The organism is Janthinobacterium sp. GW458P (assembly GCF_002127585.1).
GTDB lineage: Bacteria > Pseudomonadota > Gammaproteobacteria > Burkholderiales > Burkholderiaceae_D > Janthinobacterium.
This window is the reverse complement of sequence record NZ_NEGZ01000017.1, coordinates 54,415-68,841: the sequence shown is the minus strand read 5'-3', so window position 1 is coordinate 68,841 and position 14,427 is coordinate 54,415. Positions and strand designations below refer to the sequence as shown.

Genomic DNA, 14,427 nt, shown 5'->3' with positions numbered 1-14,427 from the left:
TGCCGATAATCCGATACGCTCGGACCTGCACCGCCTTGGTAGCCGACTTACTTCCGCCGCCGCGTGATCGCTTACCTCAAGAGCGTGAAACTTGTCATGGGGCAATGCACCAATGCTTAGCAGTTTTTTCGCGCCGTTGTGCAGCGCCGATTTGAAGCGCGACACGTCACCCACGATAGTTGAATGGGGCCCAATAGCCAATGTTCTTGACACGAAGCAAGCTCGATCTCGTATCGTAACCATATAGATAACATTTCTGTGATTTAATACAGCCTTGGACTTTTTCGCCACCAATATCTAGATGTGATCGACTCGCCTCCCAGGAGCATTTCCCCTATGTCAGCGCTGCTCAACAGCTTCACTCAAAATACGCGCTTGCTGACGTTCAGCACGCCGATTGGCCGCGACAAGCTTCTTGCCGAATGCTTTCGCGGCGAGGAAGGACTGAGCGAGTGCTACGCATTCAAGGTCACGGCGCTCTCGACCGACGCGGGAATTACACTCAAATCCCTGCATGGGCAGCCGGTTCTGCTTGAACTGCTCACGGCCACGAGTCGTGATGACAAACGCCCGTTCCACGGCCATATCACTTCGGCTGAACGGGCCGGTGCCGACGGCGGTTTCGCGCGCTACGTTTTCACAATTGGCCCCTGGTACGCGTTCCTGGCTCATGGCCGCGATAGCCGAATATTCCAGGACAAGACCGTATTCGACATTCTCGACGCGATCTTCGGTGGTTGGCAGAACGTGGGGCCCTTGGCGCCGGCGTGGCGCTACGACATACTTGACAGAGACGTGTATCCGATCAGATCGCTGACTTGCCAGTATCAGGAAAGTAATATGGCGTTCGTCGAGCGCCTGATGCGCGAAGAGGGCTTGTTCTACTATTTCGAGCACGCCGGCAATGCTGAAAGCGCCACCCTTGGCTCCCACACAATGGTCATCGCCGACCATAATGGCAGTTTCAAACCAAATGCTCAGGCCACGGTCAATTTCACGCAGCCTGGCGCGGTAATGAAAGAGGACAGCATCGACCGCTGGCGCACCAGCGTGCGTTTGCAAACGAACGCCATCGATTTGTCGAGTTGGGACTACCGCACGACCGGATCGCGACCGGTGAGTTCGGTCAGTGCCAATGGTGACGGCGGTACTCCGCTGGTCAGCCGCGACACGCCCGGCGCATACGCCTACGAGTCGAAGGAGCAGGGCCAGCGCATCGCCGACAAGCAGATGCAGGCGCTGGACGCGCTGCGTGAAACGCACATCGGCGCAGGTACCGTGCGCACGCTCTCGGCCGGCACGACCATCACACTCAATGGGCAAGCGCAGCTCGACGCCGCCGGTGCCACCGGCAGCGGCGATGCGCGCACCTTTGTCATCGTGCGCGTGGTGCACCTCGCCCACAATAACCTGAGTTTCGAGGCGAAAACGGAAATCACCGAACGACTGGGCCAGAGCATGCTCGACGCCCTTATTCAGAAAGAGTGCAAGAATAGTCTGCATGCAGTGGGAACGGAGAAGGGCGAACGTCCCGTCTACCGCAACCGTATCGACGCCATCCGCAGCAAGACCCCCTATCGCAGCAGCGGGCAGGATGGGCATGGCCAACTTCTGCATCCCCGTCCCACCGTCCGCGGGCAGCAGACCGCAATCGTGGTCGGACCGGCCGGCGCGGCCACCTACACGGACCGCGATCATCGCATCAAGGTGCAGTTTCATTGGCAGCGTGGCGCGGGCGAGAACGACCTGAGCCACAGCCGCCTGAACCATCCATCGCCCGACGGCCACGCAGGTGCGCCGGCAAACGAGAAGTCAGGTACGTGGGTGCGCATAGCCACGCCGATGGCGCCGGTCGCGGGCGCCAACTGGGGCTCGGTCGCCGTGCCACGCGTCGGCAGTGAAGTCATGATTGATTTCCTGGACGGCGACATCGACCGCCCCGTGGTCATTGGAAGCCTGTACAACGGCAAAGGACAGGACGACGCCCAGAACAACCACGTGGCACAGGGCGCGGGCGTTTCGACCGGCAACGCACCAGCATGGTTCCCGGGTGGAGCCGGCGCGCATGCGCATCCCGCAGTACTGTCGGGTTTCAAGACGCAGGCAATGCACACCAGTCAAAACGGCAGCGGTGCGTACAGCCAGCTGGTATTTGATGACACGGCGGGACAGTCGCGCGTGGCACTGCAGCGCCACGCCCATCGTCACCAGGGCACGGCCGAATTGAACATGGGCCATCTGCGTCACCAGACCGATAACCAGCGCCTCAACCCCGTGGGATTCGGCGCCGAGCTCAAGACGGAGCACGGCGCCGCCATTCGAGCCGGTTCCGGCCTGTTGCTGTCGACCGACGCGCTGGTCAATGCCAACGGTAGCCAACTCGATTCGCGCGAGGCAAAAGCGCAGATCGACCAGAGCCTGCAATTGCAGACGGCGCTGGCGACAACGGCGCAAAAGCACAATGCCATGCTCAAGGATGGCAAGGGCCAGGCCGAACCTGCGCCCGAGAAGCTGCCACCGACCGTGCAGATGGCGCACAGCGTCACCGTCATCGAGGCCACAGAGAGCAATGCGCCCAGCGGCGACAGTGCCGGCCGCGCGGGCAAGGTGACGGCCTACGCCGAGCCCCATCTGCAGTTGTCGAGCCCCGCCGGCATCGCGGCGACCACCCCGGCCGACGCGATCATCAGCGCAGGCAACACCAGCAGCATCACGGCCGGCCAGGACATCAACTTTGCTGCCCAAGGCAACAGCCTGTATGCCGTCATGGGCGGCATCAGCCTGTTCACGTATGGCAAGGCCGACAGCAAGGACAAGCCGAACCAGGAAACGGGCATCAGGCTGCACGCGGCCAGCGGCAAGGTGTCCAGCCAAAGCCAGTCGGACGAAACGCGCATCACGGCCGACAAGGCCATCACGGTGGCGAGCATCACCAAGAGCGTGTCCATGGCGGCCAAGGAACATGTGCTGCTGACCTCACAAGGCGCCTATATCAAGCTCGAAGGCGGCAACATCATGATCCACGGACCGGGGGCGATGACGTTCAAGGCCAGCATGAAGGAGCTGGCTGGGCCTTCTGCCGCCACTTCCGTCCTGCCGCCGCTCCCTAAGATCGACCAGATCAAGAACTTCATCGAATTTAACCATCACTGGCCCGATTTGACGCCGGTCGCTGGCGGCGCGTACCGTGCCGAATTCGCTGACGGCACCTCACGTGTAGGCAAGCTGGACGGCAAAGGCCACGCTCGCCTGGAAAACATTCCGCAGGGCGCGGTCAAGGTCTATTTCGGCGAAGACCCCAAACCGTTCATGGCAGACAGCGCCAAAGACGCCGGAAAGACCACCTTGGAAAACGTGCTAAACGAGTTGAAAAAACACGGCCACCCCACCGATCCAGATGATGTCGAGTCGCTGCTGCACAGCATGGCTGGAAGGGATATCCAATGAGCGACGCACCTGCGACCAGCGCACCTCAAGCGGCTGAGACATCAACCGACAGCGCGGCCATCACCAGTGCCATCGAAGAGATCAGCGTCGCCGTCGCCACCGGACTCGTCCCCTTCCTGGGGCAGGCGATCAATATCTACGACACCATCACATGCATGCTGACCCTCCACAACAGCACGTCGGCGGAAGACCAGATGGAAGCCAAATTCGACCTGGTCCTGGCACTGGTGGGCTGGATACCGGGTGCGGGCGGCGGCGTCAAGAAAACGATCCGCATCGTCAACAAGCATCCGGAGCGCTTTGCTCCGATTCTGTTCGACGTGCTGCGCATGGTCTGCGACAAGGTCGGCATCCACACCAGTCCGGAATTCTTGCTCGACAAATTATTCGATGCGGTCGGCCTGAAAAATCAGCTTGGCACGGTCCAGAGTGCGATCGAAGGTTCATGGCTTTACGACAACCTGCCCGCCGAAGGACGGCTCGCCTTGAGCACCTGCATGAGCACGGTGCGCTCCCAGTTGCCGGCCATGGTGATGCTTGTCACGCTCAAGCTGACTCACTGGAAGACCAAGCAACGCAACAATGCGGCGCAAGCCATCGGTCCGCAAGGCAAGGTCAATCCGGTGGAAAAGAAGCCGGAAAGGAATGATCCCAAAGTCGCCGAAACCGGCCACAACGCCCCTACGCTTACCGCATCGAACAATACGGTCAATGCCTCGATCGGTACCAGCGTCGCCGAAGGTGTCAGCAAAAGCCTGACCGGCATTATAGGTGAGCATATTACCGATTATTTTCTGTATGAAAAATACGGTTGGGGCAAGGACTGGAGCCGGCACGACATGGGCATGCAAGGCGAGTGGAAGGAAAAGCCCAGCAAGACCTTTCCTGGCAAACTCAACGAAGCGACCCGGCTCAATCCATTGTTCGCCCTGAAAGCGCATGGCACAGGCATTGATGGCGTGTGGAAAGTGCAAATCGGGGACCCGCACAATGGCGGCAAGCCGTACGCGATTGTGGAGTCGAAGGCGTCGAAGGTGGGAAAGGCGCCGAAGAATGCCGCCAGTAAGCCGGGCGTAAAGGGCAAGCTGTTGGACAATGCCCGGCGGATCAAGGACGCGGCGCTGCCAAAGTCAGAGGAACTGTTGGAGCCGGATACGAGCGAGGGCAGTGATTCCGCTGGGGCGGGGAAACCAGGCGGCAAACCGGTCGGGAAAGGAGGGGGCGGAAAGCCTTCAGGCGGCAAGCAAGCGCAGCCGAAGCAGACCGCGGCGAGTACCGCTCCTGCGTCAGCACGGCAGACAAACAACAGCGTTGAACAACCGCTCGTTCAAATGAGTCAAAAATGGATTACGAAGAACATTAAAGATGCCGTGAAATTTGGAGTTATTGCTGATGCTCGCGAAATTGTTGAAGAGATTCGAATCAATGGGACAAAAGTTTATTCGCGCCATCTTTTCTATACACCGTTTTACCTACCCTCAGCCGCAGAACATGAGAAGGCATTATTAGAGGATGAACGAGACAAGCATGAGAAACATGCTGATCACGACATCCCATCCACACATCGACACGATGAGCGAGAAGTAAAAGCCGCAGTCAATCATAAACACGCGAAACTCGGTCTGCCGCTGGAACCTTGAATGTTAGACCTCAAGTAATAACGCAACTAACACGCAGTTTTATCGGGTAAAAACTATGCAATTCCATGAAAAACGTCGCCAACAATTCCTGAATGAACTGGCCTACAACAATGAAATTAAATATTTCAATGAAAAAGGACTTCCTCGGATTTTGCAAGCTTTATCCGAACCAAGCAACGACGCAAACGACCGAAGCCGTATTTCATCTGTGCTCGCCGATGACATATTTTCAAACTTTTTGTTGAGCTACACGGCTGGCGAATCGCTAGATATTTTGCGTAATGATCTTACGAAAGTCGTTGATGCGTTTGAGAGAAATGCCAAATACGAACAGGAATATGCAAACGACCCACTTTTCCCACCCTTACGCTTTGCCGAAATAGACGATTACGAGCGCGCAATGCAACTCATTGGCCTTTGCTATCTTCTACATCGCCGTGACTTATTGCCACGACTGGCGGCGATGCTTGACGGCGCATTTGCCGGCAAAGACACGCTCTATGAGGATTTGTTTGCCTATGAACTCAAGGATCGTTACGAAGTCGACGAGTGGTACCACGACGCGCCGTATCGCGACATCATCAATAGCTTTTATCGTGACACGCCAGAGGAAAGCATTCAGGACATCGAGGCCTATCTGAAGGTTTGGTATAAGTCCATGAAAAAGGCGCCGTGGCACGACAGTCATTTGAGCATGAGCGCAGAAGGTTGCGGCGCGTATTTTGGCTATTGGGCCATCGAAGCCGCAGCAGCTGCTTATCTTTTGGAGCTGGACGATCGCAGTTTCCGAGAGCATATCGTGTATCCAAAAGACCTGGTGGACTACGCCAGAAAGCTCGATAAACAAGCTGGACCTATGTCCACAGCGCCAGAAAAACTGCGTGTTGAAGGCGGCAGCCCATGTCCCCAGGCTGGGTACTGGTTCACCCCTGCTATACCCGGCAGTCTTCGTCATTTCGAACAAGGCGAGATCATGCCGGTATCCGCCGATACACAGTATGGCGCGACCATCTGGCAATGGAGTAGTGAGCAATTATCTCCATAAGCGAACAGAGGGGTGAGGTACCCAGACTTTTTCGGCCGCGCCTGTTTAGTAAACTTCTCCCACGGGGGAATTGATGAAGCGAGCAAACATACACGCCGCAACTTCGCGAGGAAGCGGTCAAGCTGGCTGGGCACGGGAATGGATAGCCCTTGCTGTCACTTAGTCAAATAGAATATTCCAAGGAGTGCAAATGTTAACAAAACTGGCCAAAGCGCTGGGACTTAAGCAGCCGAACGGTTCGGATGCTGAACAAGATATCTTAATCCTGGCCCTGAAAGGAAAATGTGCCGGCGACAGTTATTACCACGACATGAGTCAGTCGGTTTTTGACAGCGCTATGGAAGGTAACGAGGAGGACGACTTTTATCACTTTTATGCTCGGCAGAGAGCGATAGGTATGCAAGCGTTCAAAAAAGAAGTGGAAAACGATCTCTCGGCACTGTCTGGATGTCAGCTTCATGCCATCGTCCAGCATCATAATTATGATAGTGGCATATGGCTTCTCACGCAGATCATAGCGCATCCCAATTGTGAATTTGCTACAGCGCTGTGTATCTACTGGGCCAATCAGCCGGGCGATCACTATGCGCGGTACGAGACACTCGATCTTGCTTGCAAGGACGTCAATGCCCTATCCCATGCGCATGCGGTGTTGCTCAGTAAAATCGAATGCAAGACAAAGCTGGGGACATTTGCACAGACCCTCCCAGTTCCCGACGTCGCCTGTTTCCTTGATCGCAAGCCAGATTATTCAGTGAAGCCATTGATAAATATTCCAATTGAACTCCGGGTACACTTGTGAAGAGCTAAGCTTGCGCTATAGGAATGTACGCGCAGGGATTTCGACAAGCCAATCTCTGCATAGTATTTATTCACCGATATTTGTACTTAGGTATTTCAGCAGGTGCGGCTGGTGCATTGCATCTAAAGCCGCATGAGACTTGTCTATTCGCATTGCACAGCAGGGCGCCAGCGCGCCCCGCGAATCCACCAACCGCTGCCGCTGCGCGCATTCGTGGTTCTGATCAGCTTTCCGACTGCGCCGGCTTCCGCAACGCCCAGCGCATCAGACCCTTTCGCCCGCACCGTGCTTGCGATCAGGGCCTGAAAGACTATCCATGCACGCATTGCTTTTTTGGAAATACTGTGTAAAGATACAGTATCAACGTTCAAAAAGGACTGATCATGATCAAAGGCAGTTGCTGCTGCGGCTCGGTAAAGTTTGAATTGGCATCGCCCCCAAGCATGATGGGCATGTGCCACTGTTCTCGTTGCCGGAAGTCGGGAGCGAGTGCCCTGGCCTTCGTGGAGAAAAATTCATTTACCTTGCTGGAGGGGCGGGAATTTATTCAGCGATATGAGCCTGAGCCTCCCTTTAAATATGCAAGAACTTTTTGCAAAAACTGCGGCACTTCGTTGGGGGAAGTCGGCTCGGAGAATGATTCATTTCCCATATCCCTTAACTGCCTGGATGACGACCCCGGGGCAAGAATACAGTTTCATGTTCATGTTGCTTCCAAGCCGGCATGGTATGAGATTTGTGATAATGCAAAACAGTTTCAGGAAAGTCCGGCATAATAAAAAAAGCCAGTCATGTGACTGGTTTTTACCGCGTTCTTGAGATTGTGAACTGGAATCCCGGCGCAAAATGACAGGCTCCGGCTCCTGGTTTCCTGCCCCCCTCATCGGCTCTTTAAAATCACCCCACTCATATATTGATTCAAGTCGCGAAAATCCTGAACCCTCCAGGCGTAGGGCGGTATCTTTACGCCATTCTCCCGCAAGGTTTTTGGAATCAGGTCGCCATTGGGACGGAGTATTACCGATGACACTATAACGCCAGGATAATCCTTCAGGCGCTTCTTGAAAGCGGATGTCGTCAGGTCAGGCGTGGGGGGATTGCTTTTATTTGCCAATGCTCCTGTTCCTTTGATATCTGTTCCATGGCATACGGCGCATCTCTGTACATAAAGATTCTTTCCGTTGATATTCTCTGCGAAGGATAATGGCGTTTGCATCAGCGACAGAATTCCCAGCGAAGCGGCGAATAATATTTTCATTTTCATGCAGTCTTGTTGTATCAGTCAGGTCGGAACCGGGGACAACGCCCGGAATGTATTTTTCGGGGATTTGTCCCGGCTACTCATTCCATCATTATATCTGCCGGGATTCTCCCCGTGGTGCCGCTGCGTATTTCGCGCAGCCGTGTCCGGATTTGTTTTGCATGGATAATGTATGCAGGTATGCGGCAATAAAAGCTTGCCGGACACCCGAATGCCGCAGGGCGCCTGGCCGCTGCGTTTATTGGTAAATGATCAGGTATTTCGCGGGAATGTCGAGTGCGTGGAGCTTGCCCGCCAGAGCCAGGTTGATCAGCAGGGCGAACACCAGGCCGGCGACCGCCGGAACGCCCAGGGCGAGCCTGCGCACCAGGGGCGAGCGCGCCTGGACTTGCCAGTAGGCGGCGCAACCCAGGTGCGCGAACAGGGCGAACATGGCGAGGAAGTAATACGGCGCAAAGAACCATGCATAGGGCATCAGGACAAAACCGGCCGCCGCGTAGTAAAAATTGGTGTCGAGCCCAAGTGCGGAGCGGCCGAACAGGACGGCACCGACATGCAACAGCAGGAACAGGGCCAGATAGATGCCCGTGCCGGCCTGCAGCCACGCTGGCAGCCCGGCGCGTTTCTTCCAGTTGCGCAGCACCATCCATGTTCCGCTGCCACATTGAAACAGCACGCACGCCAGCAGCACCGGCTCGACCACGGCATTGCGATACAGGGGCCGGATCGCCTCCATGTAGGCGACGTGCGCGTGGGCGCCGGCAATGGCGGCCAGATGATTGCCAAGATGCAGCAGAATAAAGGCGGCCAGGACACAGGCCGACAGGCGGTGCAGCTTGCGTATGCTCATATGCACTCCGGAGCGAGGTCGCTTCCGCCTTTGTTGCGCTGGCGCAAGATTATCGCCAGCGGCGCGGCGCCAGTCCGGGGCCGAAGCCGAGCCATGTCGCCGTCCAGCAGCAGCATGGCTTGCTGCAGCTTGACAGGCTGGGCGCGCGGCGCCGGATCGGCTGCCCGGGCCGCCCGGGCGATAAAACCGTCCGTGGCCCCTTGCAGGGCGCGTGCGCCGCGTTCCAGGCGCCGGTCCGCGCGACGCCGCAAGCAGCGCCGGCAAGGGGCGGGCATCTGCGCAAGGCGGGCCACCCCGGCCCTTGCATCGCTGATATCTTCCTGCCGCTTGTCGTCGCCTTTGAGCAGCGTATGGACGTGCTCAGCAAAGGCGAGGCGGATGGCGCGCGGGTTTGGCTGGTGCGCATTGCCGGGAAACGGCAGGGCGGGCGGGGGCGGCAAGTCGGCGATGGCGCGCAAGACGGGCATGGCGGCTGTGTGCATGAAACTCCCTCGGTAGGCAACTGATGAAGGTAGTATCGTTTGCGCGTTGACGCAGGTCTTGAACGTTTGCGACACGCTGCAATGCTTGCACGACGGGATGCCATCTGCCCTCTGCCGCGCATGGCGCTGGCGTCCCGCCTACGGGTTGGGCTGGTGCCCAGCACCTTTGCTCGGTGCCGTTGCCGCCGGCACACGTCGCAAGCGCTTTGCGCGCTCCCGTCCTGCGCCAGCCCGCGTGAGCGGATTGCGCCCGCACAGACGGACAAGAGCGATTGCTATGCCGCATCCGGAGCTGACCCGGGTGCATCGCCACGCTGGTGCGTGGATGGCTGGCCTGGTGGCGGGGCCGGTTTTTTGAAACAGTTCCTGGAAACCGCATAACGCCCGGCTGTTGACGGCCAGGCGCGTTGGCGATTGCCCACCGTGCAGCGTCTAAGCTAATTCATCGCGCCGGTAGACGAATTCTTGACGGCTGATGCCTTGCGTGACGAAGTCCGCATCGGCTGGTATTTTTTCCCAGAAAAATTCCCGCTTGAAGAGTGGAATGCCGTTGAATTTTCGCGAACGGAATATCCATCTGTTTTTCGTGAAATCGCTGTAGCGGTCGCCTTTGAACTGCTTGTGTACCGCCGTAAACGGCAGCAATCTTTCCGCAATATCCGGGAATTTCAGGCCTGGCGTGTCGTTCTTGAATTTCTCAAAGGTGGCGAATTGATCCCGGCAGATGACTTGCAGGGCGGTTTCCGGAAAACGATAGCGCGGAGACCACAGGACGTTCCAGCCTGATTCTATTTCATTGATGAATTTTACCAGGCGGGGCGTCATGATATAGGCGTCCGATTCGATATGGATGATTTTCTCCACGCCTAATTCATTTGCCACCTGAACGGAGTGGAGAAAGCTGCGCCACCAGCCAGGGTAGTCAGCCCCGCTTTGTCGTCCCAGGTTGTTATCAAAGTGAATGATGAGGTTTTTGTCGTCATTGGCGGCCAGCGGGGCGTCATGCGAGATCGTATTGATAATGTCGGCAGGCGGAAGAAATGGCGAGCCATCGTCGATCATTATCTTTTTTTCGGCATTGATCGGGATGTTTTCGTAGTAGTCAAGCCACCGTTGGTAGCGACTTTCCCACGATTGGGCATCTTTTATAAAGCTGGTGCAGAATATCATGGCTTTCATTAGCTAAGCACATTCCTTATATTTGAGAATCTCAGATTGTTCATGCTAATCTGGTAAGAATTGGGATATATTTTAACAGATGGGAGGCGGCGCCCTGGCTGCCTTGCGGGGCCATGTCGGCGTCCGGCGAGTTTCGCCGCGGACGCCGGAAACGCGGCCGGCGCCGTGGCAGCCCCCCTGGATGCCGGCTAAAATCCGCACAGCTTGCTGGTAGCGAGCGCTGCGGCATTCCTGCTCGTGATGCGTCGCCCGCAGCCGCCTGTATCATTGTTGCTTGTTACATTGTTGCTTGTTATAAAGAGTTTGCTCCCGGCCCCCACAATGGCAATACGATGGAATGCCTGGACGCATGTGAGCGAGATTGGCCAGAAGCTGCCGCGTCCGTATCATCAACCCGCAACCTCATGCGTGATCGTCCCGCGCCTTTGAACGAATGAAAAACATCACCGTTGAATACCGTCATGACTTTCCCCTTGATCCGCTTGATGTGGTTCGCGTCTTCGATCGATCTGGAATCAAGCGGCCGACTGGCGATCTGCCGAGAATCGCGCGCATGTTCGCCGCGCCCTGTCTCTTGCTGTCGGCATGGGTGGATGGGCAGCTTGCGGGCCTGGCCCGCTCGCTGACCGATCATGCGTATTGCTGCTATCTGTCGGATCTGGCGGTAGACAAGCAATACCAGGGCCTGGGCATCGGCAAGGAGCTGGTCAGGCGCACCCAGGCGATCATCGGCGACGAGGTGTCGCTGATACTGCTCTCCGCGCCCGACGCCATGTCCTACTATCCGGCGCTCGGTTTTGACGCTGCCGCCAATGCCTACGTGATCCGGCGCAAACATTGAGCGAGTGCTGCCAGGAAATCCTGCCCCTGATGAAAACCGTCTACACCCTCGCCGACGCCCTGGCAAACGACCCCGGCCGCGTCACCCGGACCCAAGCCCTCACCCTCGACAGTTCCAGGCCCCGCATGGGCCTGAAAGGCGGCCACGGCCTGTTCGCCTCCGTAGCGTGGTGGCAAAGCATCGAGGCCGGGCGCCTCCAGACGCAAACCTTGACGGGCATCGTCGAACGAAGATATTTCGCGGGCCAGGACAGCCGGCGGGGCGATCAAGCCAACAGCATCACCTTGCGCCTGGCGGATGGCTCGGCAGTGGACGAAAGCATCTACACGCAGCGCAGGCAGGATAGCAAGCTGTTCGTTCCCGGCGCCACGGTGACGATGACTTATGCGCTGGATGAGCTCAAGGCGCAGCCGGCGGCGGACGGCGGTGTCGATTACGCGCGGATCGTGCTGGAAGTGTCTGTTTCTGCGGGATAAGGCGTCTATATCCACTTGATAGCGCTGACACAAGCCTCCTGTTTCCTGTCAACACCATCCCTCCAAGTTTGCATTAAATCAAGGATGTTTGATGATGGTGGCGAGACGGACGACGAACTCAGTGGTGAAAAATGGGGGCGAAGATTTCCAGGCTGCACCAACACCAGGGATGTGTCAGGAAATTTCCGTTTGGCAGTGGAAGATTTTCTACGTGCAATGAAAGAGGCGGGGATCAGGGTGCCAATGCTGCGGTGACCTGGTATGACAGGGAATGACATCCGCTGGTCTCTTGGGTGAACCTGCGGTGCAAGCTGCCGCCGCAGCAATCTTTGCAAGCTTGACCTAAGCGAATTCCCCACTGAAATTCATTTGACCGCCTCCCGCGCCAGGTCTACAGTCGTCGAAGAGACCTCAACTGACCCCATCGCCCTCCCATGGCCAAGCCCTTTCCCTTGAATCCCAGGAACCCCGAGCGCATCTGCTGGGGCTGCGACAAGTATTGTCCGCCGGATGCCATGCGCTGCGGCAATGGTTCCGAACGCACCCAGCATCCCGTCGAACTGTTTGGCGAGGGCTGGAATGACTGGGGGCTGGCGGCGGCCGAGAAGTCCGACAAGGACGAGAACCAGCCGTGACGGCATGCGCACCACGCCGGGCGCCGCTACAATCTCCTCATCGCACGTTCGTCCGAACCGAGGAAATCCGCATGCAAGAAACCCTGTCCCGCTGGCTGGCAAGCAGCGCCGGCGAAGTCCAGTTCGTCGAGCATCCTGCCGTGCACACCATCGATGAAGCACTGATGCATGTGCCGGCCATGCCCGGCCTGATGGTAAAAAACCTGTTCGTGCGTGACGAGAAGGGACGCCGGCATGTGCTTGTCATCGTACCCTTCGACAAGCGCGTCGACCTGGCGGCGCTGGGGCGGCTGTTGCCAGCGAGTAAGCTGAGCATGGCCTCGCCCGAGCGTTTGCTGCGGCACCTGGGCATTACGCCCGGCTCTGTCAGCCTGTTTGCGCTGATCCATGACGAGGTGCAGTCGGTGGAGCTGGTACTGGACCAGGCCGTGTGGGATGCTGGCCATATACAAGCCCATCCGCTACGCAACACGGCCACGGTGGCGCTGTCGCATGCCACCCTGGTCAGTTTCCTCGCGCACACGGGACACGCACCCCGCATTCTGGACGTGCCGGCGGCGGGCTGAACGCCGTTTCAGTGTCCGGCCACGGGCGCGCCGCCGCTGCGCCGTCCCGGCCGGAAGCCGTGCGCGCGGGCCGACCAGGCGACCAGGAAGGCGAGCAAGAGCAAAGCCACCATGGCCCACGGGAAAGCGTCCGCGCCCCAGGCTTCCAGCAGGGCGCCGCCGGCCACGCCCGCGGCCGCAATCGCGCCATTCCACGCCACCACGTTCATCGACAGGGCCACGTCGGCGCCGCTGCCGGCCGTGTCGGCCAATGCCGTCTGCAACAGCGTTGCCGCGCCGCCAAAGCTCAGGCCCCAGACGGCCATGCCGACATAGATGACGGCAGGCAAGTGCGACGCGACGCCCAGCACCAGGGCCGTGGCGGCGAAGGTCGCCAGGCTGGCCAGCACGGTGGCGCGCAAGTGGCGCTCGACCAATTTCCCCGTGATCCAGATGCCGGCCATGGCTGCGGCGCCGAAGACGAGCAGCACCAGGTCGACTCTGGCCGCCAGTCCGGCCGGCGCGACGAACGGGGCGATGTATGTATAAAGAATGTTGTGCGCCAGCATCCAGGCGATGACGACGGCCAGCACGGGGCGCACGCCCGGCGTCGTGAAGACGCGGCGCAGGGGCATGCGCTCATGCGCGGACTGGCCCGGGTAGTCCGGCACTTTGGCCAGCACCCACCCGATCAGGATGACTGTCAGGGCGGAAATGATCCAGATGGCGGCGCGCCAGCCGACCAATGAACCGAGCAAGGTGCCCAGCGGCACGCCCAGGGACAGGGCGACGGGCGCGCCCACCATGGCCAGCGCCAGGGCGCGGCCTTGCTGCTGCGGCGCCACCATGCGCCGCGCATAGCCAGCCAGCAAGCTCCACGCCAGCCCGGCCGCCATGCCGGCAAAGAAGCGGGCCGCCAGGGTCAGCCAGTAGTGCGAGGACAGGGCCGTGACGGTATTGAATACGAGAAAGCCAATGATGGTCAGCAGCAGCACGTTGCGGCGGCGCCAGCCGCGCGTGGCGATGGTCAGCGGTATGGCCGCCAGCAGGGAACCGAGCGCATAGGCCGTGACCATTTGTCCGGCCAGCGCGGCGCTGATGCCGAGCCCCGCGCTGATCTGCGGCAGCAGGCCGGCAGGCAAGGTTTCCGTGACGATGCAGATGAAACCCGTCATGGCCAGGGCTAATAAACCCGAAACGGGGAGGCGGTCGGCCAGCGCGGGG

The 14,427-nt window shown here is 58.5% G+C and carries 14 protein-coding genes; 9 read left to right on the top strand and 5 right to left on the bottom strand.

What is annotated here, in order from left to right:
* Window positions 1-336: 336 nt before the first annotated feature.
* The 5 genes from CBW50_RS12415 to CBW50_RS12395 all read left to right on the top strand — a co-directional run bounded on the left by CBW50_RS12415 (window position 337) and on the right by CBW50_RS12395 (window position 7,710).
* Window positions 337-3,447, top strand: coding sequence for a type VI secretion system Vgr family protein (locus CBW50_RS12415; protein WP_086145839.1), 3,111 nt, complete (start codon window positions 337-339; stop codon window positions 3,445-3,447).
* Window positions 3,444-5,087 (top strand): hypothetical protein, encoded by a 1,644-nt coding sequence (locus CBW50_RS12410; RefSeq protein WP_086145838.1) that lies wholly within the window; start codon window positions 3,444-3,446, stop codon window positions 5,085-5,087. Before CBW50_RS12415 ends, CBW50_RS12410 begins: the two co-directional genes overlap by 4 nt.
* A 55-nt stretch (window positions 5,088-5,142) precedes the next feature.
* On the top strand, window positions 5,143-6,132 hold the full coding sequence (locus CBW50_RS12405; RefSeq protein ID WP_086145837.1) for a PoNe immunity protein domain-containing protein: 990 nt from the start codon (window positions 5,143-5,145) through the stop codon (window positions 6,130-6,132).
* A gap of 190 nt (window positions 6,133-6,322) precedes the next feature.
* Window positions 6,323-6,934, top strand: a complete 612-nt coding sequence (locus tag CBW50_RS12400; protein ID WP_086145836.1) for a DUF4274 domain-containing protein — start codon at window positions 6,323-6,325, stop codon at window positions 6,932-6,934.
* A gap of 383 nt (window positions 6,935-7,317) precedes the next feature.
* Window positions 7,318-7,710, top strand: coding sequence for a GFA family protein (locus CBW50_RS12395; RefSeq protein WP_086145835.1), 393 nt, complete (start codon window positions 7,318-7,320; stop codon window positions 7,708-7,710).
* A gap of 104 nt (window positions 7,711-7,814) precedes the next feature.
* Here the strand turns inward: CBW50_RS12395 and CBW50_RS12390 are convergent, their stop codons facing one another.
* The 4 genes from CBW50_RS12390 to CBW50_RS12375 all read right to left on the bottom strand — a co-directional run bounded on the left by CBW50_RS12390 (window position 7,815) and on the right by CBW50_RS12375 (window position 10,706).
* Window positions 7,815-8,198 carry a cytochrome c gene (locus CBW50_RS12390; protein WP_086145834.1) on the bottom strand — a complete coding sequence of 128 codons (384 nt, stop codon included), beginning with the start codon at window positions 8,196-8,198 and terminating at the stop codon, window positions 7,815-7,817.
* Between the two features lie 235 nt (window positions 8,199-8,433).
* Window positions 8,434-9,045, bottom strand: coding sequence for a hypothetical protein (locus CBW50_RS12385; protein WP_086145833.1), 612 nt, complete (start codon window positions 9,043-9,045; stop codon window positions 8,434-8,436).
* On the bottom strand, window positions 9,042-9,527 hold the full coding sequence (locus tag CBW50_RS12380; RefSeq protein ID WP_139842488.1) for a hypothetical protein: 486 nt from the start codon (window positions 9,525-9,527) through the stop codon (window positions 9,042-9,044). Before CBW50_RS12380 ends, CBW50_RS12385 begins: the two co-directional genes overlap by 4 nt.
* Window positions 9,528-9,959: 432 nt before the next feature.
* Complete coding sequence (locus CBW50_RS12375; protein WP_086145831.1) at window positions 9,960-10,706, bottom strand: hypothetical protein; 747 nt, start codon at window positions 10,704-10,706, stop codon at window positions 9,960-9,962.
* A 433-nt stretch (window positions 10,707-11,139) separates the two neighbouring features.
* Between CBW50_RS12375 and CBW50_RS12370 the strand changes: the two genes are divergently transcribed.
* The 4 genes from CBW50_RS12370 to CBW50_RS12355 all read left to right on the top strand — a co-directional run bounded on the left by CBW50_RS12370 (window position 11,140) and on the right by CBW50_RS12355 (window position 13,224).
* Window positions 11,140-11,547, top strand: coding sequence for a GNAT family N-acetyltransferase (locus CBW50_RS12370; RefSeq protein WP_086145830.1), 408 nt, complete (start codon window positions 11,140-11,142; stop codon window positions 11,545-11,547).
* The gene (locus CBW50_RS12365; protein WP_226936204.1) at window positions 11,544-12,023 is read left to right on the top strand and encodes a hypothetical protein; all 480 of its coding nucleotides are present in this window, start codon (window positions 11,544-11,546) and stop codon (window positions 12,021-12,023) included. Before CBW50_RS12370 ends, CBW50_RS12365 begins: the two co-directional genes overlap by 4 nt.
* Before the next feature lie 434 nt (window positions 12,024-12,457).
* Window positions 12,458-12,658, top strand: coding sequence for a DUF3079 domain-containing protein (locus CBW50_RS12360; RefSeq protein ID WP_086145828.1), 201 nt, complete (start codon window positions 12,458-12,460; stop codon window positions 12,656-12,658).
* 71 nt (window positions 12,659-12,729) lie between these two features.
* Window positions 12,730-13,224, top strand: coding sequence for a prolyl-tRNA synthetase associated domain-containing protein (locus CBW50_RS12355; RefSeq protein ID WP_086145827.1), 495 nt, complete (start codon window positions 12,730-12,732; stop codon window positions 13,222-13,224).
* 8 nt (window positions 13,225-13,232) lie between these two features.
* On the opposite strand, the gene CBW50_RS12350 is transcribed toward CBW50_RS12355, so the two are convergent.
* On the bottom strand, window positions 13,233-14,378 hold the full coding sequence (locus CBW50_RS12350; RefSeq protein WP_216356347.1) for an MFS transporter: 1,146 nt from the start codon (window positions 14,376-14,378) through the stop codon (window positions 13,233-13,235).
* Window positions 14,379-14,427 lie beyond the last annotated feature (49 nt).